The 23,893-nt window shown below is 69.2% G+C and carries 21 protein-coding genes and 1 riboswitch; of the genes, 9 read left to right on the top strand and 12 right to left on the bottom strand.

All coding sequences use genetic code 11. The features are described 5' to 3' along the window. Positions 1-71: 71 nt before the first annotated feature. The gene (metF, locus tag A6048_RS06365; protein ID WP_107748292.1) at positions 72-1,049 is read right to left on the bottom strand and encodes a methylenetetrahydrofolate reductase [NAD(P)H]; all 978 of its coding nucleotides are present in this window, start codon (positions 1,047-1,049) and stop codon (positions 72-74) included. Between the two features lie 95 nt (positions 1,050-1,144). On the opposite strand from metF, the gene A6048_RS06360 reads away from it, so the two are divergent. Then, on the top strand, positions 1,145-2,224 hold the full coding sequence (locus tag A6048_RS06360) for a polyprenyl synthetase family protein (protein ID WP_107748291.1): 1,080 nt from the start codon (positions 1,145-1,147) through the stop codon (positions 2,222-2,224). A 2-nt stretch (positions 2,225-2,226) separates the two neighbouring features. Continuing rightward, positions 2,227-3,834, top strand: coding sequence for a polyprenol phosphomannose-dependent alpha 1,6 mannosyltransferase MptB (mptB, locus tag A6048_RS06355; RefSeq protein WP_107748290.1), 1,608 nt, complete (start codon positions 2,227-2,229; stop codon positions 3,832-3,834). Here the strand turns inward: mptB and A6048_RS06350 are convergent. Further along, the gene (locus A6048_RS06350; RefSeq protein WP_107748454.1) at positions 3,803-4,171 is read right to left on the bottom strand and encodes an Rv2175c family DNA-binding protein; all 369 of its coding nucleotides are present in this window, start codon (positions 4,169-4,171) and stop codon (positions 3,803-3,805) included. The two genes, mptB and A6048_RS06350, sit on opposite strands and share 32 nt — an antisense overlap. Positions 4,172-4,272: 101 nt before the next feature. On the opposite strand from A6048_RS06350, the gene pknB reads away from it, so the two are divergent. Continuing rightward, entirely contained in the window at positions 4,273-6,450 is a 2,178-nt protein-coding gene (gene pknB, locus A6048_RS06345; protein ID WP_235027627.1) for a Stk1 family PASTA domain-containing Ser/Thr kinase, read from the top strand. An 87-nt stretch (positions 6,451-6,537) separates the two neighbouring features. Here the strand turns inward: pknB and A6048_RS06340 are convergent, their stop codons facing one another. From A6048_RS06340 to A6048_RS06320, 5 genes are read right to left on the bottom strand one after another with little or no spacing between them, the layout of a single operon-like run. Further along, entirely contained in the window at positions 6,538-7,944 is a 1,407-nt protein-coding gene (locus A6048_RS06340) for a class II 3-deoxy-7-phosphoheptulonate synthase (RefSeq protein WP_107748288.1), read from the bottom strand. 35 nt (positions 7,945-7,979) lie between these two features. After that, entirely contained in the window at positions 7,980-8,477 is a 498-nt protein-coding gene (locus A6048_RS06335; RefSeq protein WP_107748287.1) for a polyadenylate-specific 3'-exoribonuclease AS, read from the bottom strand. Position 8,478: 1 nt separating this feature from the next. Then, the gene (locus A6048_RS06330) at positions 8,479-9,225 is read right to left on the bottom strand and encodes a lysophospholipid acyltransferase family protein (protein WP_107748286.1); all 747 of its coding nucleotides are present in this window, start codon (positions 9,223-9,225) and stop codon (positions 8,479-8,481) included. Positions 9,226-9,262: 37 nt separating this feature from the next. Then, positions 9,263-10,150 carry a hypothetical protein gene (locus A6048_RS06325; RefSeq protein ID WP_107748285.1) on the bottom strand — a complete coding sequence of 296 codons (888 nt, stop codon included), beginning with the start codon at positions 10,148-10,150 and terminating at the stop codon, positions 9,263-9,265. Continuing rightward, on the bottom strand, positions 10,147-10,608 hold the full coding sequence (locus tag A6048_RS06320; protein ID WP_107748284.1) for an SRPBCC family protein: 462 nt from the start codon (positions 10,606-10,608) through the stop codon (positions 10,147-10,149). Before A6048_RS06320 ends, A6048_RS06325 begins: the two co-directional genes overlap by 4 nt. 144 nt (positions 10,609-10,752) lie before the next feature. Between A6048_RS06320 and A6048_RS06315 the strand changes: the two genes are divergently transcribed. After that, positions 10,753-12,552, top strand: a complete 1,800-nt coding sequence (locus A6048_RS06315) for an AMP-dependent synthetase/ligase (protein ID WP_107748283.1) — start codon at positions 10,753-10,755, stop codon at positions 12,550-12,552. A gap of 153 nt (positions 12,553-12,705) precedes the next feature. Here the strand turns inward: A6048_RS06315 and A6048_RS06310 are convergent, their stop codons facing one another. The 4 genes from A6048_RS06310 to A6048_RS06295 all read right to left on the bottom strand — a co-directional run bounded on the left by A6048_RS06310 (position 12,706) and on the right by A6048_RS06295 (position 16,332). Next, complete coding sequence (locus A6048_RS06310; protein WP_107748282.1) at positions 12,706-13,839, bottom strand: glycosyltransferase family 4 protein; 1,134 nt, start codon at positions 13,837-13,839, stop codon at positions 12,706-12,708. 52 nt (positions 13,840-13,891) lie between these two features. Beyond that, positions 13,892-15,046 carry an NlpC/P60 family protein gene (locus A6048_RS06305; RefSeq protein ID WP_107748281.1) on the bottom strand — a complete coding sequence of 385 codons (1,155 nt, stop codon included), beginning with the start codon at positions 15,044-15,046 and terminating at the stop codon, positions 13,892-13,894. A gap of 220 nt (positions 15,047-15,266) precedes the next feature. Then, on the bottom strand, positions 15,267-15,881 hold the full coding sequence (locus tag A6048_RS06300) for a C40 family peptidase (protein ID WP_107748280.1): 615 nt from the start codon (positions 15,879-15,881) through the stop codon (positions 15,267-15,269). Between the two features lie 13 nt (positions 15,882-15,894). Then, positions 15,895-16,042, bottom strand: a riboswitch (cyclic di-AMP (ydaO/yuaA leader). An 80-nt stretch (positions 16,043-16,122) separates the two neighbouring features. Continuing rightward, a complete protein-coding gene (locus A6048_RS06295; protein ID WP_235027626.1) occupies positions 16,123-16,332 on the bottom strand; it encodes a hypothetical protein in 210 nt (69 codons plus the stop codon). A 175-nt stretch (positions 16,333-16,507) separates the two neighbouring features. On the opposite strand from A6048_RS06295, the gene A6048_RS06290 reads away from it, so the two are divergent. Continuing rightward, positions 16,508-18,160, top strand: coding sequence for a DEDD exonuclease domain-containing protein (locus A6048_RS06290; protein WP_107748278.1), 1,653 nt, complete (start codon positions 16,508-16,510; stop codon positions 18,158-18,160). Here the strand turns inward: A6048_RS06290 and trpD are convergent. Beyond that, a complete protein-coding gene (gene trpD / locus A6048_RS06285) occupies positions 18,141-19,205 on the bottom strand; it encodes an anthranilate phosphoribosyltransferase (RefSeq protein WP_107748277.1) in 1,065 nt (354 codons plus the stop codon). The genes A6048_RS06290 and trpD overlap by 20 nt on opposite strands. Before the next feature lie 283 nt (positions 19,206-19,488). On the opposite strand from trpD, the gene ctaE reads away from it, so the two are divergent. From ctaE to qcrB, 4 genes are read left to right on the top strand one after another with little or no spacing between them, the layout of a single operon-like run. Beyond that, positions 19,489-20,100: an aa3-type cytochrome oxidase subunit III gene (ctaE, locus tag A6048_RS06280; protein ID WP_107748276.1), complete on the top strand. Its 612-nt coding sequence runs from the start codon at positions 19,489-19,491 to the stop codon at positions 20,098-20,100. 56 nt (positions 20,101-20,156) lie between these two features. Further along, positions 20,157-21,041: a cytochrome bc1 complex diheme cytochrome c subunit gene (gene qcrC / locus A6048_RS06275; protein ID WP_107748275.1), complete on the top strand. Its 885-nt coding sequence runs from the start codon at positions 20,157-20,159 to the stop codon at positions 21,039-21,041. Beyond that, entirely contained in the window at positions 21,038-22,228 is a 1,191-nt protein-coding gene (gene qcrA / locus A6048_RS06270; RefSeq protein WP_107748274.1) for a cytochrome bc1 complex Rieske iron-sulfur subunit, read from the top strand. The genes qcrC and qcrA overlap by 4 nt, the downstream gene beginning before the upstream one ends. Further along, positions 22,225-23,847, top strand: a complete 1,623-nt coding sequence (qcrB, locus tag A6048_RS06265; RefSeq protein WP_107748273.1) for a cytochrome bc1 complex cytochrome b subunit — start codon at positions 22,225-22,227, stop codon at positions 23,845-23,847. Before qcrA ends, qcrB begins: the two co-directional genes overlap by 4 nt. Positions 23,848-23,893: the final 46 nt, after the last annotated feature.

The following is a 23,893-nucleotide window of genomic DNA, read 5'->3' as shown; positions in this document are numbered from 1 at the left end:
CGGATCCGCCCCGCGGTCGTCTGGTCCACCCGGGTCGTCCGGGTCTTCCGGGGTCACCAGGGTCACCAGGGTCAGGTCCTACTCGCCCCGACCCCCGGCGACGGCACCATCGAGAGGTTGGCCAACACCTCGTGCGTGGCCCGGGAGAAGTTCAGGGTGTTGAAGTGCAGGCACGGCACTCCCTCGCCGATCAGTCGTTCGCAGAGCTCGGTGGCGAACTCGATCCCCACCTCGCGCACGGCGGCGCGGTCCTCGTCCGGCCCATCCCCCGCCGCTGCCCGCAGCCGGTCGGACAACCCGTCCGGGAGAGCACACCCCGACAGCTCCACCATGCGGCGGACCTGACGGAGGCTCGTCACGGGCATGAGCCCGGGGATGATCGGCTTTGCGGCCTGCTCCGGATCCGCGGCGCCCAGACGGTCGCGCAGGCGAAGGTAGTCCTCCACGTCCCAGAACATCTGGGTGATCGAGTACTCGGCACCGGCCCGCAACTTGTTGAGCAGTATCTCCGTGTCGTGGTCGAGGTCGCGCGCACGGTAGTGCCCCTCCGGGAAGGAGGCGACGCCGACGTGGAAATCTCCGACCTCATGGATCAGTCGCACGAGTTCCTCCGCGTAGTGCAGGCCCTCGGGATGCGGGGTCCAGTCACCCAGCGGGTCCCCGGGGGGATCCCCCCGGAGCGCGAGGATGTTGGTGACCCCCACGTCGGCGTACATCTGGATCATCTCGCGCAGTTCCGCGACCGTGTGTCCCACCGCGGTGAGGTGGGCGATCGGGACCAGGTCGGTCTCGCTGACCACCCTCTCGACCACCCTGACCGTCCGGTCGCGGGTGGAGCCGCCGGCCCCGTAGGTGACGGACACGAACGCCGCCCCCAGTTCCGAGAACACGGAGGCAGCGCGCCAGAGACGCTCCTCGGCGGCCTCGTCCCGGGGCGGGTAGAACTCGACGGAGAACGGCACCCTGGGGGTGGTCGAACCGGCGATCCGGTCCACGATGCTCGGGTGTCGATCGCCGCCCGCTGGTTCGATGTCGGGTAGCTGGGTCACCGGACCAGGGTAGCCCGACACTCGCCGGTGCCGACCTCCGCCCGGCGACTAGGATCACGGGAACGAGGGCGGCCGGACGACGGCGCCCGGAAGGGATGGTGACCGTGGTCACGGCGACTCGTCCAGACGACGGAGAGCGGGTGCTCGGCGCCCTCCGCCGCCATCTCGACGGACGGCGCCGGGTCGTGTCCGGGGTCGACGATCGTGTCGATGCTCTGGCGGGCCGGCTCGCCGATTTCGTCCTGAGCGGTGGCAAACGGATGCGGCCCCGTTTCGGCCTGGCCGGTTGGTCGGCGGCCAGCCCGGCAGGCACTCTCGTCCCGGATGAGATCGTCACCGCCTGCGCGGCACTTGAGCTGATCCAGGCGTGTGCCCTGATCCACGACGACATCGTCGATGCCTCCGACACCCGACGCGGTAGCCCGACCGTCCACCGTTCGATCGAGGCGGCCCATCGAGAACAGGGGTGGGTCGGGGACCCCGCCCGGTACGGCGTCTCGCAGGCGATCCTGGTCGGCGACCTTGCCCTGACCTGGGCGGACGAGATGTTCGTGACCTCGGGAGCCGATCCCGCCGCGCTCAGCCGTGCGCTCGCCCCCTGGTACGCCATGAAGACAGAGGTGCTCTCCGGCCAGATGCTCGACATCCTCGCGGAGTCCTCGGGCGCGACGGACGAGCTGACCCCCACCCGGGTCAACCGCTTCAAGACCGCGGCGTACACCGTCGAACGACCTCTTCACATCGGTGCCGAGCTCGCCGGAGCCGGCGCCGACACCGTCGCTGCGCTGCGGGAGTTCGGTGTGGGCGTCGGACAGGCCTTCCAACTCCGCGACGACATGCTCGGTGTGTTCGGCGACCCCGAGGTCACCGGCAAACCGTCCGGAGACGACCTCCGCGAGGGCAAGCGCACCCTCCTGTTGGCCCGGGGAACGGCCCTGGCACCGAACGGGGACGCGGACTTCCTCCTCTCCGTCCTGGGCACCGATCTCGACCCCGCAGAGCTCGAGCGGGCCCGCCGGATTCTCGTGGACTCGGGGGCCGTCGCCTCCGTCGAGGCGGAGATCGACACCCTCACCGTCCGGGCTCTCGACGCGATCGGTTCCGACGCGGTGAGCGAGCACGGCCGGGACACCCTCCGCGACCTGGCCGAGGCCGCCACCCGTCGTCGGGCGTGACGATGGACCCGGACCCGGCTCCGGAGACCGTGTCAGCCCCGTCGTCGACTCCGTCTCCGGCGCCGTCGTCATCGGCTGCTTCGTCGGCTCCGTCGTCAGCCCGGTCGTCGTCGAGCATCCTCACGGCGCCCCTCGCCCTGGCCTCCTCCGCCCGCCATTCCCTGGCCGGCCCCTCCGGACCTGCCCTGTACCGCGGCATCCTCGGATCCGTATTGCTCACCCTGGGTGGCTTCGGCGCCGGTTCCCTGCCGGTGGACGGCGGACCCGCCGTCGCCGTGGGACTGCTCGGCTTCACCTTCGGCCACGGAGAGGTGCTTGCTCTGGCGCTGTGCTGGATCGGGGTCGCGCTGCTGTTCACCGCTTGGCTGGCGCTGGGACCGCGGGCGTTCTCGGGTCGACTCCCCACGCGGGACGCCGTCTGGGCCACCGCCCTGTGGTCACTTCCGTTGCTGCCCGCCGTCCCTCTGTTCAGCCGCGACGCCTGGTCGTATCTCGCCCAGGGGGCGATGACCGCGGCCGGCGTCGATCCCTACGAGTTCGGCCCGGAAGCCAACCCGGGCCCCTTCACTGATGAGGTGAGCCCGGACTGGCAGTCGACCGCGACGCCGTACGGCCCGCTCCACCTGCTCCTCATGAGGATCGTCGTAGTCGTGTCCGGTGGACACCCGGCGGTGGGGATCGTCATCCTGCGCCTGGCGGTGTTCGCCGCACTGGCCGCCCTGGCCGCTCTGCTGGTGATGGCCGCCCGCCGGACCGGGGTCGACGCCGGGGCGGCCGTCTGGCTGGCGTGCGCGTCACCGCTGTCGGTGATCCATCTGGCAGGCGGGCTGCACAACGAGATCTTCCCGCTCGTCGCCTGCCTCGGGGCGGTCGTGCTCACGCTCGACGGGCGTAGGGCATGGGCGGGCGCCGCGATCGGGATCGCCGTGGCGTTCAAGGCCACCGCCGTGATCGTGGCCCCGTTCCTGTTGTGGATCGCACTATCGCGCCGCCGCGAGGACCCGGCGGTCACCAGACCGGTCGTCCGGGCGCTCGCGGACACGGCGCTGGCCGTCGCGGTCGCGGCGGCCGTCCTCGGGCTGGTCACACTCGCCTCCGGTACCGGGTTGGGGTGGTTCAACGCGATCGCCGTGTCCGACCGCGTGGTCAACTACCTCAGCGCCCCCACGGCGGCGGCGCATCTGGTCCACGCGGTCACCGACTCCCCCGGGTTCGAGGACATCCTCGCGGTGTCCCGGCAGGTCGGACGGGTGGTGCTCGCGGTGGTCCTGGTGACCGTGTGGTGGTTCCATCGCAGGGACCGACTGACCGCGGTCCGCGGCATCATGCTGGCGCTGCTGGCCTTCGTCGTGCTCAACTCGCTCGCCTGGCCCTGGTACTACGTGTGGGTGGCCGCGTTCTGGGTGCTGGCGCGCCCCGGGCCACGATCTACCACGGCCGCGGTGGCGGTATCGGTGTTCCTGGTCATGGCGATCGGACCGAACGGCTCGACCAGCCTCTACAGTCCTGTGCTCGCCGGGATCGCCGTGCTCGGATCCCTTGGCGTCGCGTGGTGGTGGCGGCGGGCCACCGGCGGGGTCAGAACGCCATCGCCTGAGCGCGCCGGATGACCTCACGGGCACGGTGACCGTGTAGGGCGTCCGCGGGACGACCCGGAAGACTGTCGTCCTCCGCGAAGAGCCACCGCAGGATCTCCTCGTCCCCGTAACCGCCGTCCCGGAGCACCGAGACGAGTCCGGGCAGGAATCGTGCCACCTCGTCGTCGTCGTCCAGGAAGACCGCGGGGACCACCACCACGCCGGCTCGTCGGACGGCGATCAGCCCCCCCTCGCGGAGGAGGTCGTGCACACGGGTCACCGGGATGCCCAGTCGCCGGGACACCTCGGGCAGGTTGATCGTCTCGACGTCCCCGGGCAGGACGTCATCACAGTGCGGAACGGTACTCACGGCCACCACGTTAGTCCCAGCGCGGCTCGGCGGTCACCACCGCGGGGCGCGCCGCCTGGTTGCGTACCGAGATCGGGACGCCGACGGGCAGAATGGACTCCATGACCACTCACGACGGGCAGCTACCAGGGCCGGGCGCCCTGCTCGACGGGCGCTACCGGCTCGACGCCGTGATCGCCCGCGGCGGGATGTCGATCGTCCACCTGGCCACCGACGAGCGGTTGGACCGCCATGTCGCCGTCAAACTGTTGGACCCCGCCCTCGCCGGCGATCGCGCCTTCGTCGACCGGTTCACCCTCGAGGCGCGCTCGGTCGCGCGGCTCTCGGACCCGGGCATCGTCCAGGTCTTCGACCAGGGGGTCGAGGGGGACACGGCTTTCCTGGTGATGGAACTGGTCCCGGGCGGCACACTGCGGGAGTTGCTGGACGAGCGCGGTCCCATGCCGCCGTACGCCGCCGCCGCGGTGCTCCGCCCACTTCTGGGCGCACTTCGCGAGGCCCACGACGCCGGGTTGGTCCATCGCGACATCAAGCCCGAGAACGTTCTCATCTCCACCAACGGGGCGGTCAAACTCGCCGACTTCGGCCTCGTCCGTGCGGTGGCCGAGTCGAGGGCGACCTCGCGGAGCGTGGTGATGGGCACCGCCGCCTACCTGTCCCCCGAACAGATATCCGGTACCGACACCGACGGCCGCTCCGACCTGTACTCCCTTGGTGTGCTCGCCTACGAGATGCTCACCGGGGAGCCCCCGTTCAACGGGGACAACTCGATCGCCGTGGCCTATCGGCGCCTGGACACCGACGTCCCGGCCCCGTCCGACCAATCGGATTCCGTGGCAGAGGACCTCGACCACCTGATCCTCCGGGCAACCCGCCGAAGCCGCGAGGACCGCTACTCCGGCGCCGGGGAGATGCTCGACGACCTTGACCGGGCGGCCGAGATCGGCCGGTTCCCCACCTATGTCGTCCCGGCGCCACACCAGTCGTCGTGGTCCAGGGCGCGCGCCGCCGCGGCTCGATCGGCACCCGGCGGCGAGTCGGAGTTCGACGCCGCGGACCGCGAGAGCGGTGAGGCGTTGAACCACGGTGACGGGCCCGTGCCCACCCGGATGCACACCCGGGTGGGACTCGACCCGGCCCCACCACCCGCCGCAGACCCCTACTCCAGAGGAGAGGTCGAACCGGTCTCCGACCGAGCTCCGGTCCGTCCCCGCCGCAAACTCGGTCTGCTGTGGCTGGTGGTCGTGCTGGCGGTCGCCGTGGCACTGGCCGTCGCCGGCTGGTGGCTCGGGTCCGGCCGCTTCGTCACCGTCCCCGCCGTGCAGGGCATGTCGGTGGGACAGGCGACCGACGCCGTGAACGCGGTCGGGTTGGCCGCCTCCACCCGCGACACGTTCAGCAACGACGTTCCGCGTTCGGGTCTGGTCGGGACGGATCCGGAGGCCGGCGCCCGGGTGCCCCGGGGGGAGACGGTCGCGGTCCTGGTCTCCGCGGGCCGCCCGATCGTGCCCGAGGTGGGTGCCGGACGCGACGTCGACACCGTCTCCGCACTCCTCCGGGAGAACTCCCTCGAACCCGTCCGTGGTGGGGCGGAACACTCGGACTCGGTCCCGGTCGGCCAGGTCGTCGCCCTGGAACCACGGCCCGGCACGACTGTCGACGTGGGCACCCGGGTGTCGATGGTGACGAGTTCGGGGCCCGCACCGGTGATGGTGCCCGATGTCGTCGGATTGGAGGAGGACCAGGCACGGGCCGCGCTGGAGGGATCCGGCCTCACCGTGTCGGAGGTCAGACGGGTCTACGACGGCGAGGTCGACGGAGGACTCGCCGTAGGCACCGACCCCGATCCCGGTTCGGACGTCGCCCGCGGTGACGGCGTGACGCTACTGGTCTCCAACGCACTCACCGTCCCCGACATCAGGGACGTGCCGGTGGACGAGGCCACGGATGTCCTGAGCAGGGCCGGGTTCACGATCGTCCGAGAGGCACCCGTCACCGATCGCCAGATCTCCGACGGTCGGGTGGTCCGCACCGACCCGCCCGCCGGTCGGCGACTCGACCCGGCCAACGCGGTGCTGCGGATCGTCCCGTCGAATGCGGTGACCGTTCCCGTCGTCCTGGGGGCCAGGGCATCGAACGCCCAGGAGACCCTCCGCGACGCGGGACTCAACCCGACCATCGACACGGGATCGGAGAGCGGGATCGTCTACGGCCAGAACCCCCTGCCCGGACGAGTCGTGGCCCGGGGCAGCGGGGTCGAGATAGACGCGCTGGGCTGAGGCTGCCCGAGAGACTTCCGGGCGCACCACCAGCGAGGGCCGGAGCGGCAGCGCGGCCCGAACCCGGCTCAGCGGCCCGAACCCGGCTCAGTTACGGAGCATCTCCGCCACCAGGTAGGCGAGCTCGAGCGACTGCTGGGTGTTGAGCCTCGGATCGCAGGCGGTCTCGTACCGACCGGCCAGATCGAGGTCGGAGATGTCCTGGGCGCCGCCGAGGCACTCGGTCACGTCCTCGCCGGTGAGCTCGATGTGGATCCCGCCCGGGTGTGATCCGAGAGCGTGATGGACCTCGAAGAAGCCCTGGACTTCGTCGATGATCCGGTCGAAGTGCCGGGTCTTGTAGCCGTTCGACGTGGAATGGGTGTTGCCGTGCATCGGGTCGCACTGCCAGATGACCTTGTGCCCCGAGGCCTCGACGGCCTGCACGATCGGTGGGAGCGCGTCGCGGACCTTGTCGTTGCCCATGCGGGAGACCAGGGTCAGACGGCCCGGTCGGTTACGGGGGTCGAGCTTCTCCACGTACTCCACCGCGAGTTCCGGGGTGGTCGAGGGGCCGATCTTCAGACCGATCGGGTTCTCGATGAGCGAGGCGAACGCCACGTGGGCGTCGTCGATCCCACGGGTCCGCTCCCCGATCCAGAGGAAATGGGCCGAGAGGTCGTACAGGCCCTGCTCCGCGTCGCCGGTGAGCCCCGTGCCGTCGTCGGCCAGACGCAACATCGCTCGCTCGTAGTCCAGGACCAGCGCCTCGTGGGAGGAGAAGATGTCCGCCGACCGCAGGTTCTGGTCGGAGACACCGCAGGCGTCCATGAACCGGAGGCCGCGGTCGACCTCCGCCGCCAGCGCCTCGTAGCGAGCGCCGGCCGGCGAACCGGCGACGAACTCCATGTTCCATTCGTGCACGCGGTGCAGGTCCGCCGTCCCGGAGGCGGTCAGAGACCGGACCAGGTTCATGGCGGCGGCGGCGTTGGCGTAGGCGCGAACCAGACGGGACGCGTCATGCCCGCGGGCGGCGTCGTCCGCCTCGAGTCCGTTGACCATGTCGCCGCGGTAGGAGAGCAGGCCGGTGGCATCCCGGTCGGCGGAGCGCGGTTTGGCGTACTGACCGGCGATGCGCCCCACCTTGACCACCGGCATCGACGCGCCGTAGGTCAGGACGACGGACATCTGCAGAAGCGTGCGGATCACGCCCTTGATGTGGGGCTCGGTGTTGGCCTCGAACGTCTCGGCGCAATCCCCGCCCTGCAGCAGGAAAGCGCGACCGTGCGCGACCTCGGCGAGCCGATCCGAGAGGTGCTCGACCTCCGAGGCCACACAGATCGGCGGGACGCTCTCGAGGACCTTGCGCATCGCCGCGGCGTGATCGGGATCCCACGACGGTTGCTGCAGGGCAGGTCGCGACAGGGCGTCGGCCAACAGTGCGTCGAGGTCCGCCGAGAGCGGGGGGAGATCGGGAAGCTGCGCGATGTCGACGTCGACTGTCCAGTTGCTCACTCCGCGAGGATACGCCACCGACGCCCACCCCGACCTCAGAGACCCAGGTGGGGCGCCTTCGCAGCGATCGTCCGGAACCTCATCGACGCGTGACGCGCGTCACCCAGGGCGTCGTGTGCCCCACCGGGGTGTGGGGGAAGCTCCGGCTGGCCGGCCATCTCCCACAGCTGGCGCACATCCCGGGTGAACCTCGGCATCGCTGCCGGGAGCTCGGTCATGTCACCCCAGAGCTGGCACACCGCCACGTGGTCGTATGCCCCGATCCACGCCCACAACTCGACCGGTCCCGAGATCGGTGCGGTGACGAAGTCGTACAACTCGTCCCGGATCCTGGCCCGCGACATCCAGGCCGTGGACGAGGGATTGGGCAGCTTCGGCAGGACGTTCCGGCGGACCCACGGGCCGGCCTTCGCCGGGTCGAAATCGGTGGACACGGCGTAGAACTCACGCCCGTCCTCGGCCACCATCCCCACCGAGACCAGGTCGATGGTGCTGCCGTCCTCGATGAACTCGCAGTCGTAGAAGTAGCGCACCCTAGTCAGCGCCGCCCTCTACGGGCTGGTCGAGGAGGTTCCGTCCCGACTTCCGCACCGTCTCGTAGCGCTTCTTCATGTCCGCGCCGTAGGTGTCGTGGACATAGTCTTGGCCCGTGAGCGCCTGGATACGCCGCATGAGCTCATCGGTGATCTCCCGCTCGGCGACACGGTCGCCCTCCCGCCCGGCCCACGGGGTCAGGTCGAGTGGTTCGCCGATCATCACCCGGACCCGGGTCCGACGGTGGGGCCGGTTGATCTTGCGGACGTACTCGACCGTTCCGGTCACCCCCACCGGGATGATCGGGACCCCGGCCCGCAGCGCGAGCCGGGCGGGACCGGTCTTGCCGCGGTACAAACGACCGTCCGGGGAGCGGGTGCCCTCCGGGTAGATGCCCAGGACCTGCCCTGTCGAGAGCACCTCCAATCCCGCGTTCAGAGCGGCGTGCGCGGCGTCCGCATCGGTGCGGTCGATCGGGTACGCCCCGGCCCCCTCGAAGAACCACCTGCTGAGCATGCCGCGGATCCCGGTACCGGTGAAGTAGTCACTCTTGGCGAGGAAGTTGATCTTGCGACGAAGCACGAGCGGGGTGAACAGCCAATCGGCCACGGATTCGTGGTTACCCGCCAGGAGCACCGCACCACTCTTGGGGAAATTCTCCCGCCCGGTGAGGACCGTCCGACTGGTCAGCCTCAGAAAGGGTCCGATCAGCACGTACTTGAACACCCAGTACAGCAACGTGGTCACCGGTCCTCGAGTCGTTGGAGAGTTGACGGAGCGGATACTACCCGGATCGGTTCGCGGATCCGGACGGGACGAGGTTCGGTGGCCAGAGGTCCGGATCGGGGACGAAGTCCGCGATCAGGGTGCCCGCCTCAGGGTCGAAGTGCGAGGCGACGAATGTGCACCGGGACATCATCGCGGGGAGCGGGAGCACGGTCCGGAATCCGTCGTGTTCCCACCGGAGCCCGTCACCGTCGACCGAGGGCGGAGTCGTCGACGGGCCCGGCACCGGGTACTCGACCCGGTAGCCGCCACGTCCGTCCGGGGCGACAGCAGGAGTCACCGCACCGCGGGCGAGAGCCGCCAGAGCGGCGGTCCGGCCAGGCGCGCTCCCGACCACCAGCACCTCAACCGGGCCCGCGAGGAACTCCGAGACCTCCGCGGCGAGCAGCGAGAGTCGATGCGCCTCGCGTATCCGGGTGTCGGCGCGGTCACCGGCCGCCATCGACGCGAACCGTACGTGGGCGGGCCAGAGCGACTCGACGAACGCGGCCAGTTCCCCCGCCGCGGCGATCCTCCGGACTGCCGCGAGGTCGCCGTCGAGTTCCACCACCACCGCGTCCCACACTCCGGCGGCGGCCGCCCTACGGGCGTACTCCCATCCCAGGACCGAGGCGAGCGGAGCGTCGCTACCGGTGGCGAGCGCAGCGAGCACCTCGTCGTGGGGATCGACCGCCCCGGACCTGTACGCCTCGAGTCTCGCGGTGGCGTCGTCGGCCCGGACCTCCACGGGACCGTCGTCTGTCGTATCCAGTCGTGGATCCACCGCACCGGGGTCCCCGGTCAGGACGAGGGCGGTTCCACCGGCGTCCCGCAGGAGCTCCGCGGTCGCCCGCGACCTGGCCGTGGGGTCTCCCCCGAGGACGATCGCGACCCTGGCTCCGGTCACCGTGACTCGGTCCTGCGCTTGAGCTCGCTCAGCGCCTCGGAGAGGATCCGCCGCTCGGCTCGGTTGCGCAACCGGCCGATCACCGGCACCACGAGTTCGATCTCCAGCTCGTAGTCGACCCTCGTACCGCCCTCGACCGGCTCGAGGCGGTATGAACCCTTCTGCGCGCGTTGGAGCGCCGAACTCTCCAGCCTCCACTCGACGACCCTGTGATCTGCGGACCACGAGTAGTCGAGGATGTAGTCGTCGACTATCGCGCCGGCCGCCAGTGCGAAACGGACCCGGTCGGGCCGCCCGTCCGCGCCGACGGACAGTACCTCCGCGACCCGGATCGACGTGGACCATTCCGGATACGAGTCGAAGTCGGCGATCACGGCCATGACGTCCTCGACCGTCGCGTCGATCACCGTGGAGTCCCTGGTCGGCCACACCTCGGATGCGCCGTTGTCCTCGCTCATATCCCCCAGCTTCACATATCTCCGGCCGGGATGCGCTCTGCGGCCGGCGCCCGGGCACACGGGTGACGTGGCTGCCGCCCAGCCCCGGGGATAGTGTGTCGTCACCGCGATTAGACCATCAATTGTCTCCTCCAGGAGGACCCTTTGCGCGAATACGTCGCCGCCCCCGCCACCTTCACCGTCCCTGACGACTGGTCCTGCGCCCAGGCGGCCTACGACCGCGCGGAGCGGACGCCGGACAACGTGGCGTTCCAGCGGCCGGTGAACGGCAGGTGGACGGATGTCACCAACCGGGAGTTCGCCGAGGCGGTCCGCATCGTGGGGCGGGGTCTGGTGGCCCGTGGGATAGAGGCCGGCGACCGTGTCGCCCTCCTGTGCTCGACGCGGTACGAGTGGAACGTGATCGACTTCGCGATCTGGGCCGCCGGCGCCGTCACGGTCCCCGTCTACGACAGTTCCTCCGCCGAACAGATCCGGTGGATCATGGAGGACTCGGGCGCTCGGCTCGTCATCGTCGAGAAGGACACCCACGCCGCCACCACCCGTGAGGGGATCAGCGGGCTGGACTCCGCCCCCGACGTCCTCGTGATCGAGGGTGACACCCCCGCGTTGGACGCTCTCGCCGCGGGAGCGTCCGACGTCGACGACGGAGTGCTCGACGAACGGCGCGCCGGGGTGACCGCCGACTCCCCCGCGACGTTGATCTACACCTCGGGCACCACCGGACGCCCCAAGGGGTGCATGCTCACCCACCGCAACTTCATGTCCGAGGCCCTCGCGGTCCTCGAGACCCCGTTCAACCAGTACCTCCGCCAGGACGCGACCACCGTCATGTTCCTGCCCCTGGCCCACGTCCTCGCCCGCGCCATCACGTACGCCGGATTCCATGCCGGTGTCCGCATCGCCCATTCGTCGGACCTGACCAATCTCGTGGACACGTTCTCCGAGATGCGGCCGCACTACATCCTGGCCGTTCCGCGCGTGTTCCAGAAGGTCTTCAACAAGGCTCAGGCCACCGCCCAGGACGGCGGCACCTTCAAGGCATGGATGTTCGACAAGGCCACCGACACGGCGGTCGCGTATTCGAAGGCCAACCGCAGTGGCCGGGTCGGGCCGCTGCTCCGGCTCCGCCACGCCCTGTTCGCCAAACTCGTCTACGCCAAGCTCGTCGCCGCACTGGGCGGGCGCTGCGAGATCGCCATCTCCGGTGGCGCACCGCTGGGTGAGCGCCTGACGCACTTCTTCGACGGCATCGGGGTCAACATCTTCGAGGGCTACGGTCTCACGGAGACCTGCGCCGCGATCGCGGTCAACACCCCCGGCCAGATGCGTATCGGGAGTGTCGGTCAGCCTCTCCCCGGATGCGCCGTGCGTATCGCGCCGGACGGCGAGGTCGAGGTGAGCGGCCCGGTGGTCACCGCCGGCTACTGGCGCAACGAGCGCGCCACCGCGGAGGCCTTCTCCGACGGTTGGTTCCGGACGGGCGATCTCGGATCCCTGGACGAGGACGGCTACCTGACCATCACGGGCCGCAAGAAGGAGATCATCGTGACCGCCGGGGGCAAGAACGTCGCCCCGAGCCAGTTGGAGGACGCACTCCGCGCAGACCCCCTCGTCGCCGAAGCGGTGTGCGTGGGCGACGGCAAGCCGTTCATCTCGGTCCTGCTCACCCTGGATCCTGAGGCGCTGGAGCGGTGGAAGAACCACCACGGCAAGACCGGAACGCTCTACGAGCTGCTCCGCGACGCCGCGATGATCGAGCATCTCGACCAGGCGCTGTCCCGGGCCAACAGGACCGTCTCCCATTCCGAGGCGATCAAGAAGTATCACGTTCTGCCCGACCAGTTCACCGAGGAGACCGGTGAACTCACCGCCTCGCTCAAGGTGAAGCGGAACGTGGTGCACCAGAAGTTCGCGGCACAGATCGAGGACCTCTACACCTGACCGACGTCCTGTCCGGCGGCCTGAACCGGGCTGTCCGATGGCCCCGGCGGCCTGGTCCGGGCTGTCGCGACACCGGACAGGTGTCGGTCCCGGCCGAGCGGTGTCAGGCGGGGCACGACGCCGCTGACCGGGGCTGATCGGTGCTGATGGGCGCTAGTCGCCGGAGAGGACGCGTTCCATGTCTCGCGCCAGGTCCTCCCAGCGCCAGTTCTCCAGGACCCAGGTGCGTCCGCGGACACCCATGGCGGAGGCACGTGGCCGGTCTGAGAGCAGACCGGACACGGCCTCGACGATCTCACCGTCCGAGGTCCCGTCCACCACGAGCCCGGTACTTCCTTCCAGAACGGTCTCGGGGGCACCACCACTCCGGCCGGCCACCACCGGGACACCACAGGCCGAGGCCTCCAGATACACGATCCCCAGGCCCTCGACGTCCAGTCCCCCGCCCCGGGTACGACACGGCATGGCGAACACATCCGCCATCCGGTGGTGGTCGACGATCTCGTCCGCCGGGATCCGACCGGTGAAGATCACCCGGTCGGACACACCGTGCCTGCGAGCCAGACCCTCCAGGGTGCGACGATAGGGACCACCCCCGACGACGACGAGGACCGCTCCCGGGACGCGTCGGGCGATCTCGGGCATCGAGCGGATGAGCGCGTCCTGACCCTTCCGCGGGACGAGTCGCGACAGACACACGATCACCTCCCGGTCCGCCACCCCGTAGCGCTCGCGGGTCGCCCTGCGCCGCACGGGATCGGGACGGAACCTGTCCGTGTCGACCCCTCCGGGCTGGTGCACGAGTCGGGCGTGCGGACCGAACGCCGCCGCGAAGCGACGCCTCGTGTAGTCACTCACGTAGGTGACGGCGTCCGTCGACTCGCCGATCAGTCTGAGCACCTGCCGCGACCCCGGCAGCATCGACCATCCCACCTCGTGACCGTGCGTACTCGCGACGATCCGGTTGACGGGGCCCTCGCGCAACGCGGGTGCCATCGCGGCCAGCGGCGCGGCTGCACCGAACCACACCGTGCTCGCCCCGAAATCCGAGGCCAGTCTCCGGGCCCGCACGGCGAGGTCCGGAGTGGGGAGCAGCATCTCCGTCGGCACCCTCTCGACCAGGTAGGGACGGGATTCGTCATAGTCGGTCGACTCGCTGCCACGGAACGTCGAGGCGAGGACGGCGACATCCCCGGGATCGAGATGTGCCAGATAAGTCTCCAGGTACGACTGGATGCCGCCGGGTCGCGGCGGGTAGTCGTTGGTGATCAGCAGGGTCTTCGTCATCACATCCGAGACTGCCACAGTGTCCCGGGATCTCCCGCTCGACGTCCCTGCGTCAGTACCGGCGGATCCCGCTGATCGGCATCGCGTCGACCTTCTCGAGCTTGACCGGGACGCCGTAGGTCGGCGCGTGCAGGACCAGTCCGTCACCGGCGTACATGCCGACGTGGGTAGCCCCCGGGTAGTAGATGACGAGGTCGCCCGGCTGGATGTCGGCCATCGCGACGGGCGCCCCCGACACCGCCTGCGCCTGACTGGACCGCGGCAGCGTCTTGCCCTCCTGCGAATACGCCCAGACCATGAGACCCGAGCAGTCGAACTCGGCCGCGCCGGTCGCCCCCCACGAATACGGGGCACCGAGCCGGGTCAGAGCCACGTTCAGCGCCGCCGAGTTGACGCCGTCCACCGCCGGGGCGACGTAACCCGGGGGAACGAGGGGACCACCGGTCCAGAGCGCCCGTTGTGCGTCCGACAGAGCATCCACACGACGTCTCACCTCATCGATCCGCACACTCATCTCGTCCGACCGCCGATCGAGTTCGTCCGCGCGGTTCTGGGCGTCCCGGGCCGAGGCCCGGGCGACCTCAGAGGCAATGTCGGCCTCCCCGCGGAGTCGCGCGGCCTCCGCCGAGGCGGCCCGCGAGGCGTCGAGTGCGCTGGTGGTGGTTCCGGAGAGTCGCTGAAGGGTTCCGAGCCGGTCGACCAGGTCGCGGGGACTCTCGGCGAGCACGGCGGCCCGGGTCGCGCCGGTGTCGCCTCCCCGGTAACGCATGGTCGCGAGTCGATCGACGAGCGACTGGTCCCGCGATGCACCGACATCGGCGACCACGGCGAGTCCGGCGGCGAGCCCGGCCTCGCGTTCGCGACGATCACGCTCGGCGTTGGCCCGCTCGAGTTCCGCTCGCGCCAGATGGAGTTCCTCCCCCAGTGCTCCGGCCTCACCGGACAACCGCGCCAACTCGGCGAGGTCCTCACCGGGCGGGTCGTCCGGTGAGTCGACACCACCCGGCACCGTGCTCTGGGCAGGACCCACCGTCTGCGCCGGATCATCGTCCAGCGTGGGATCCACTGTCTGTCCGGGATCGACCGCCTGAGCAGGATCCACCGTCTGAGCAGGGTCCACAGTCTGAGCAGACACCGACACTGCGCCCGAGGTCAGCGCTACGACCGCGGCCACGGTGAGCGCGACCAATCGGACTCTGCGGGTCATGGGCAACTGATGAACTCTCGGATCGACGGTCAGTGCTCGGCGTTCGGCACTCAGTGTTCGGTGTTCGGTGTTCGGTGTTCGGTGTTCGGTGAGAACGGGAACGTGGAGGGGACGCCGTCACCCTCCGTGGTCGAGATAGTACAGACGACAAACCCCGCCGGTACCGGTTACGTGACCGGTGCTCGGCGGGGTTCGCGGGAGAGCTCGCGTGCGAGACGACTCAGTAGTAGCGGGTCGCACCGTAGAACGGCATGGAGTCCAGCGGGGCGTAGCTCACCGAGGTGCCGGAGTACGGGGCGTGCACGACCTGGCCGTTGCCCGCGTAGATCCCCACGTGGCTGGCACCGCTGTAGAAGGCGACGATGTCCCCGGGCTGCAGGTCGGCCTTGGAGACCTGGGTGCCGCCGCCGATCTGGGCCTGGCTGGTGCGCGGGATGGAGATCCCCGCCTCCTTGTACGCCCACGAGGTCAGGCCGGAGCAGTCGAACGAGTTGGGGCCGGTGGCGCCCCAGGCGTAGGGCGAACCAACGCGGGTGCTGGCGGCGTCGAGAATGCGCTGGCCGGTGGAGATCTGCGGCGCCGGGGCGGCGAACTCGACGGGGGCCGCCTGTGCGGCAGCCACCGGTACGAGGCCGGCCGGGAGGGCGATGCCCTCAGGGAGATCGACGGTGACCTGTGCGGGCACACCGGGCAGACGCAGCTCGACGGGTACGTCGACGGTCACGGGCGCGGCGGCCGCGGTCCCGGCGCCGGCTACGGCTGCTCCGGCTGCGAGCAGTCCTGCGGTGGCGACACGACGTGCGGTCGATCCGGTCTTGATGCTGTGGGCTCCCACGAGAGTGATTTCCTCTTTCTTCCTGGACACCGACCGGGTTAGCTGACGGGTTCGGACACGGAAGTCTGTCCTACGCCCCGACCTCTCGGCCTTCGGGCGATTCACCCCAGTGGAACTTGGTTCCCCGGTGCGCCGCGCGGGCGCTTAGGTGGTGACCCCGGCTCCCCACCGGCGGGCGGGTGATGACTTCCGAGGTCTCGAAAAGGTTACGAAACCATCTCGTCGAAGTCCAGTCCATCCGCTAGGCGGCGCTTTCCGCGGCCATGATCTCGACTGTCGAGACCATTCCGAGTTCCATGAGCACCTCGATCGCGGAACGCACCTCAGACTCCAGGACGTACCCACACGACTCTTCGGAAAGTGCATCTACCTGCGGCTCGTCGGACAATAGCACCGAGACGACGCAGTCCTCACACTGCCGCGGGCGGGCCGGGCACTGTGCGCAGTCCATCGAGAACATGATCTACGTCACACTCCGTCCTGGGCGTGTTGCCCATTCGTTACCGGGCCGCGATCTACGGCTCGGGACAGACCGTAACGGCGGGGTACGACATCCACTCCCGCGTCACCGTGTTGATCGGGCGCCGACCGCATCACTGTCGGACCGGGTCGCTACCGTCTGCGCCATGCCCACGCCCCCTACTCGAGTCCCGGTCCGCGCGCCCGGGCCCCAGGGGGTCCAGGCGGCGTTCGACGAACTCGAGCCGACGCTCTCCGAGGTGACCTTCGTCGTGGTCGACCTGGAGACCACCGGCACCCGGCCCGGGACGGATGAGATCACCGAGATCGGCGCGGTCCGGGTACGGGGTGGCGAGGTCCGGGCGGAGCTGTCAACGTTCGTCGCCATCGACGGTGCCCTGCCGGGGCACATAAGCAGGCTCACCGGTATCGCGCCCGACGATCTCGTCGGGGCCCCTTCGCTCGGAGAGGTGATGGCGACGTTCCTGGAGTTCTCCCGCGGCGCAGTCCTTGTGGCGCACAACGCACGGTTCGATCTCGGATTCCTGCGTGCGGCGGCCACGTCGACCGACCACCAGTGGCCCGATCCGCCGTCGGTCTGCACCCTCGCACTGGCACGGCGGGTGCTCCACCGGGGAGAGACCCGCGGCCACCGTCTCGGTGAACTCGCCGCTCACTTGGGATCGGCGGTCGAGCCCAACCACCGCGCACTCCAGGACGCCCGCGCCACCGTCGACGTGCTCCACGCCCTCATCTCCAGGGTCGGAGACTGCGGGGTGTCCACCCTCTCCGAGCTCCGTGCGTACGACGGTCGTCTCGCCCCCGAGGTGCGGCGCCGCGCCGCGCTGACCGAGTCGCTCACCCCCGGCCCCGGCGTCTACCTCTTCCGGGACGGTTCGGGAGGCGCCCTGTACGTGGGCTCATCCGGTTCCGTGCGGAGAAGGGCACGCTCTTATTATTCCGGCGCGGATACCCGCAGCAGGATGCGGACCATGGTCGGGCTGGCCGCGAGTGTCGAGTCGGTGCCGTGCGCGCACCTCCTGGAGGCGTGGACCGTCGAGGAGCGACTCATCGACTCCCTGCAGCCGCCGTACAACCGGCGGTCCCGCAATCCTCGTAGAGGGTGGTGGCTCTCCCCACCCTCCGGACGGGCGATCCGTGGGCAGGTCGCGAGGAACCCGGAACACCCGTTCGCCCTCGGCCCGTTCCGGCGAGCCGAGGATGCCAGATCCGCGTGGCAGGACCTTGTCGAGGCGACCGGATCCTCTCCTGACGCGGAGCAGTGGGCGACGCTGGTCACCGGCCGGGACTCCGCGACTGTCCGGGCGATGGTGGACCGCATCGACTCGGCCGCGGCGGCCGGGGCATTCGAGCGTGCGGCCCGGCTGCGCGATCGCGCGGCGGTCCTCGTCCGGATCCTCACCCGCCAGCAGGAGCTCGCCGCCACCGCCTGCCTGCCCGAGCTCGTCCTGGCCCAGCCCGGCCCCGGACGGACATGGGCGGTGGCGATCGTGCGTCACGGCCGACTCGCCGCCTCTGGGATCGTTCCGGCCGGCGCCGCACCCCTTCCCGTCATCGACTCGCTCAGGGCGGGCGCCACGACCGTGCAGCCCGGTCCCGGACCGTTCTCCGGGGCAACCGCGGCGGAGATCAGGAACGTCCACAGATGGATCGACTCCGCACCCACCCGCATCGTGTCGGTGGCGGGCTGCTGGACACTCCCCCTCGACGGCGCTCACACCCTGACGGACTGGGCGGACCGCGCCGAACGGGCGGCCTCGGGGATCAGCGGGGCAGAAGTCAGTTCCGTTCCGCGCTGAAGGCCGCCCACCGGTCCAGGAGACCGGCCGCCTCGCCGTCGTCCACAGCCTTCGCCGCGCGATCGAGCGCCGACCTCATCGCGGTCACGAGATCAGCTCCCTGGTCGAGGCCGTCGAACGCCACCAGCGCGGCCGCAGAATTGAGCAGCACCGCGTCCCGGACGGGGCCCCTCTTTCCCGCGAGCAACTCCCGGGCGACCACGGCGTTGTGGCGCCCGTCGCCGCCACGCAGATCCTCAATCGCGCACGTGTCCATACCGAAGTCGCCGGGGGCGATCTCGTCCTCGTCGATCCGGCCGTGGGCGACGCGCAGCACCCTGGTCGGTCCGGTCATCGTGATCTCGTCGAGTCCGTCGTAGCCACGCACCACCAGTGCCGAGCGCCCCCGCAGCGCGAACACCTCCGCCATCACCGTCATGAGGCGCTCGAAGGCGCACCCGATGAGGTTGGCCGTGGGTGCTGCGGGGTTGGTCAGGGGCCCCAGGATGTTGAACACCGTCGGGATGCCGATCTCCCGCCGGGGTGCCGCCGCGAAGCGGAGAGCGGGATGGAACACGGGCGCGAAACAGAAGGCCACCCCCACCTCGTCCACACAACGGGCGACCTCCTCGGGGCCCAGATCGATTGCCACTCCGAGAGCCTCGAGGACGTCGGCCCCGCCGCTCTTGGAGGACGCCGCACGATTGCCGTGCTTGACCACGGGCACGCCGCAGGCGCTCACGACCAGAGCGGACATGGTGGAGATGTTGACCGTGCCCTGCCTGTCCCCTCCCGTACCGACGATGTCGACACACGGGCGGGAGGTCGGCACCCTACGGGAGTAGTCGAGCATCGTGGAGGACAGGGCATCCAGTTCAGGACCCGTCACTCCCTTCATGTCGAGCGCCACACCGAACGCGGCGATCTGCGCATCCGTCGCGACCCCCTCCATGATCCGGGACATCGCCCAGCGGGCGTCAGCCGGATCCAGGTCCTCACCCGCCGTGAGCGTGCCGAGTACCCCGGGCCAGGACCGGCCCTCGTCGAACGCTGCAGAACTCCCCACGTGTCCCGACCTCTCTCCCTGGGTCCTGTCGGTCCGTCACCGGCCGACCGTACTGCGACAATCGTGCCACCAGCCACGTCACCGGCGCCCGCGGACTCCCGCCACGGGGCCCGCCCGGCCACCCGTCGAGGAGCCTGAGAAGGCCCTGATACCCCTGCAAGGGGTGCGGTCCCAGACGGGTGAGCGGGGAGTTCTAGGAACGACCTGCGAAAACGCTGTGGGGACACGCCGAAATCGGGGGTCCCTGCAGACTCCGCCCACCTCAGGGGTCATACTTGGCCTCGTGACGAGCGCAGTAGATAACTCAGGATCGGCAATGGCCCAGCGTGTTCATTCGCTGAACCGGCCGAACATGGTCAGTGTGGGCACCATCATCTGGTTGTCCCAGGAGTTGATGTTCTTCGCGGGCCTGTTCGCGATGTACTTCGTCTCCAAGGCGAACTCGGGAGGTGACTGGCCCTCCTACCCGACGCACCTCAACGTGCCCTTCGCCCTGACTATCACGGCGATCCTGGTGGCGTCCTCGGTTACCTGTCAGATGGGCGTCTTCGCCGCCGAGCAGGGTGACGTCTTCGGACTCCGCCGCTGGTATGTCATCTCGGCGTTGATGGGCACGGTCTTCCTCATCGGACAGGCCTACGAGTACGTGATGCTCTACATCGAGGGCACCACGATCTCGTCGAGCGTCTACGGCTCCGTCTTCTTCATCACCACCGGTTTCCACGGCCTCCACGTGGCGGCCGGCGTCCTGGCGTTCGTTGTCCTCGTCATGCGGACGACCATGTCTCGGTTCACCCCCGCCCAGGCCACGGCGGCCATCGTCGTGTCGTACTACTGGCACTTCGTCGACGTGGTCTGGATCGGCCTCTTCGTCACCATCTACTTCATTCAGTAGTCAGCTGGCCGCAGGACGCTGCGTCCAGCAGGTCCCAACTCCAAAGGGAACTCACAATGAACTCACCTCACCCACCCGCTGCGGACACACCGTCGCCGGAGCCCGCGGTGAATCCGGCTCGCCCGGCCTCGTCGAAGCGTCGCCGTAAGGCGACCGGTGCGCTCGTCATCGCCGCCGGTCTCCTCGGCGCCGGGGCCATCGCCACGGCCGTCGTTCCCGAGCCCCAGGTCGCGACGGCCCAGCAGGACCAGGCCGCGCTGATCGCCGAGGGTAAGTCGATCTACGACGTCGCGTGCATCACCTGCCACGGCCAGAACCTGCAAGGTGTCGAGGACCGAGGCCCGTCACTCGTCGGTACGGGCGCGGGTGCGACCTACTTCCAGGTCCATTCCGGCCGTATGCCGGCCGCCAACAACGAGGCCCAGGCCGAGCGCAAGAAGCCGCGCTACAGCGAGCACCAGATCATCGCGCTCGCGGCGTACGTCGACCTCTACGGCGGTGGCCCCGAGATCGTCACCGATCCGGACGGCTCGATCGCCCAGGGATCCCTGCGTGGCGCCTCCGGCCAGGCCCGCGCCGAGGAGATCGCGCGCGGTTCCGAGCTCTTCCGCCTCAACTGCGCCTCATGCCACAACTTCACCGGCCGTGGCGGCGCCCTGTCGGCGGGCAAGTACGCGCCGATTCTCGACCCTGCCAACGAGCAGGAGATCTACCAGGCGATGCTCACCGGGCCGCAGAACATGCCCAAGTTCTCGGACCGTCAGCTCACGCCTGACGAGAAGAAGGACATCATCGCCTTCATCAAGGACACGGACTCCAAGGTCTCGCCCGGCGGCTACGCGCTCGGCGGGCTCGGCCCCGTGACCGAAGGTGTGGCCATCTGGCTAGTCGGCATCGTCGCCCTCATCGGTGCGACCCTCTGGATCGGATCCCGTTCATGAGTGAGACCCCCAAGAACCCGTCCCCGGCGGACCTCGACCGGATGACCGACGCCGAGCTCGTCCGGTTGGGTACCCAGCTGGACGAGGTCGACATCCGGTTCCGGGAGAACCGTTGGCCGGATGGTGTCACCTCTCGATCCGAGAAGCGTGCCGCCCGCGTTGTCACCATCTGGTTCGCACTGTCAGCAGTGCTCGCCCTGGCCTTCGCCGTCGTCTACATCGCCTGGCCATGGGAGTACCGCGGTCAGGGTGAGGACGGCTACTGGCTCTACATGCTGTACACGCCCCTCCTCGGCCTGACGATCGGTCTCTCGATCCTCTTCCTGGGCTTCGGGGCCGTGCAGTTCACCAAGAAGTTCATCCCCGAGGAGATCTCGGTCCAGACCCGCCATGACGGCCCGTCGGAGGAGATCGACCGCCGCACGATCGTGGCCGGACTCAACGACTCCTGGAAGACCTCGACCCTGGGTCGACGCAAGGTCATGGGAGGCTTCCTCGGTGCGAGCGTCGCCCTCATCGGCCTGTCCGCGATCCTCCCGCTCGGTGGCATGATCAAGAACCCGTGGCGCCGCGGGGAACTCAACATCGCCGGAGACGGCACCCTGCACACCACCGGCTGGACACTCGCGTCGGACACCCGTCCCGACGGACTCCCCGCCGAGAAGGTCTACCTCGGTCGTGACACCGGCAAGGTCTACCCGGACGGTCATCCCCCGGCGGGCGAGGGCCGCCTCGAGCGCATCCACGTGGAGGACCTCTCCGCCGGTGGACTCGAGTCCGTGTTCCCGCTTCCGGCGAGCGCACTGGGCGACTTCGAGGAGCACATGCACTCCATCCACGGCGTGCGCAACTCGGTCATGTTGATCCGCTTCCGCCCCGCGGACGCCGCCAGGGTGATCAAGCGCAAGGGCCAGGAGAACTTCAACTACGGCGATCTGTACGCCTACTCGAAGATCTGCACGCACCTCGCCTGCCCCACCTCCCTGTACGAGCAGCAGACGCACCGCTTCCTCTGCCCGTGCCACCAGTCGCAGTTCGACGCGCTCGAGTACGCGAAGCCGATCTTCGGCCCCGCCGCGCGCGCACTGCCGCAGTTGCCCATCGCGGTTGACAGCGAGGGTTACCTCGTCGCCAACGGCGACTTCATCGAGCCGGTCGGACCTGCCTTCTGGGAGCGTCGTTCATGAGTAACAACACCAAACTGGCCGCAGTGGGCAATGAGCTCGACTCGCGGTACACCATGGCCAAGGGCATGCGCCGGCAGATCAACAAGGTCTTCCCCACGCACTGGTCGTTCCTGCTGGGCGAGATCGCCCTGTACAGCTTCGTCATCCTGCTGATCTCGGGTGTGTACCTCACCCTCTTCTTCGACCCGTCGTTGTCGAAGGTGATCTACCAGGGTGCGTACGCCCCGCTCAACGGCATCGAGATCTCCCGCGCCTACGAGACGGCGCTCAATATCTCGTTCGAGGTCCGCGGCGGACTCTTCGTACGACAGATCCACCACTGGGCGGCGCTTCTCTTCGTCGCCTCGATGATCGTCCACATGATCCGGATCTTCTTCACCGGCGCGTTCCGTCGCCCGCGTGAGGCCAACTGGGTCATCGGCTGCGTGCTGCTGCTCCTGGGCATCGTCGAGGGCTTCCTCGGCTACGGCCTGCCGGACGACGTCCTCTCGGGCACCGGCCTCCGGATCACCTCCGGCATCATCGTCGGACTCCCGGTCATCGGCACCTGGATGCACTGGATGATCTTCGGCGGGGACTTCCCCGGCGACCTGATGATCCCGCGCTTCTACGTCCTGCACGTGCTCATCATCCCGGCCATCATCCTGGCGCTGATCGCCGCGCACCTGGCGCTGGTCTGGTACCAGAAGCACACGCAGTTCCCCGGCCCCGGCCGCACGGAGAACAACGTCGTCGGCGTCCGGATCCTCCCGGTCTTCGCCGTCAAGTCCATCGCGTTCGGTGCCATCACCGTCGGCATGCTCATGCTCTTCTCGGGCCTGTTCACAATCAACGCCATATGGAACCTGGGGCCATACAACCCATCCCACATCTCGGCCGGCTCGCAACCCGACTGGTACATGCTGTGGACCGAGGGCGGCGCCCGCGTGATGCCTGCGTGGGAGATATACCTGGGTAACTACACCATCCCTGCCGTGCTCTGGGTGGCCGTGATGCTCGGCGCCATGGTGGCCGTGATGTTCCTCTACCCGTGGATCGAGGCCAAACTCACCGGCGATACCGCGCACCACAACCTGCTCCAGCGTCCGCGCGACGTGCCGGTTCGTACCGCTGCCGGCGTCATGGCCCTCACGTTCTACGTGATCCTGGTGTTGATGGGATCCAACGACCTCATCGCGTACCACTTCAACATCTCGCTGAACGCGACCACATGGGCTGGTCGGATCGGTCTGATCCTGCTGCCCCCGGTCATGTACTTCTTCACCTATCGACTCTGCCTGGGCCTGCAGCGGGCCGACCGGGCGGTGCTGGAGCACGGGATCGAGACCGGCATCATCATGCGGATGCCCCAGGGCGAGTTCGTCGAGGTCCACCAGCCGCTCGGTGGGATCGACGAGCACGGACACGCGGTTCCCCTCGAGTACGCCGGCGCCAAGGTGCCCAGCAAGATGAACCAGCTCGGAGCGGCCGGCCGCCCCCCGCGGGGCGCACTCACGGCCGACCCGGTCGACGAGGTTCGTCTGCTCGACGACGCCGATCACTCCAAGCACGACCACGAGCACTCGATGCTCACCACGTTGCAGGAGGAGAATCGTTCTCGTCGCCACGACGAGCACTGATCCACCCGTAACACCCGACCGCGGGCCGGAACTCCCACAGGAGATC

The sequence above is a fragment of the Dietzia psychralcaliphila genome (assembly GCF_003096095.1).
Classification (GTDB): domain Bacteria; phylum Actinomycetota; class Actinomycetes; order Mycobacteriales; family Mycobacteriaceae; genus Dietzia; species Dietzia psychralcaliphila.
This window is presented reverse-complemented; position numbering and strand designations above follow the sequence as displayed.

Coding starts and splice junctions, on each gene's coding strand:
- A6048_RS06360 (WP_107748291.1), top strand. CDS start 1,145: ATGGTGACCGTGGTCACGGCGACTCGTCCAGACGACGGAGAGCGGGTG.
- qcrB (WP_107748273.1), top strand. CDS start 22,225: ATGAGTAACAACACCAAACTGGCCGCAGTGGGCAATGAGCTCGACTCG.
- A6048_RS06295 (WP_235027626.1), bottom strand. CDS start 16,332: ATGGACTGCGCACAGTGCCCGGCCCGCCCGCGGCAGTGTGAGGACTGC.
- mptB (WP_107748290.1), top strand. CDS start 2,227: ATGGACCCGGACCCGGCTCCGGAGACCGTGTCAGCCCCGTCGTCGACT.
- A6048_RS06320 (WP_107748284.1), bottom strand. CDS start 10,608: ATGAGCGAGGACAACGGCGCATCCGAGGTGTGGCCGACCAGGGACTCC.
- A6048_RS06290 (WP_107748278.1), top strand. CDS start 16,508: ATGCCCACGCCCCCTACTCGAGTCCCGGTCCGCGCGCCCGGGCCCCAG.
- qcrA (WP_107748274.1), top strand. CDS start 21,038: ATGAGTGAGACCCCCAAGAACCCGTCCCCGGCGGACCTCGACCGGATG.
- pknB (WP_235027627.1), top strand. CDS start 4,273: ATGACCACTCACGACGGGCAGCTACCAGGGCCGGGCGCCCTGCTCGAC.
- A6048_RS06305 (WP_107748281.1), bottom strand. CDS start 15,046: ATGACCCGCAGAGTCCGATTGGTCGCGCTCACCGTGGCCGCGGTCGTA.
- A6048_RS06310 (WP_107748282.1), bottom strand. CDS start 13,839: ATGACGAAGACCCTGCTGATCACCAACGACTACCCGCCGCGACCCGGC.
- qcrC (WP_107748275.1), top strand. CDS start 20,157: ATGAACTCACCTCACCCACCCGCTGCGGACACACCGTCGCCGGAGCCC.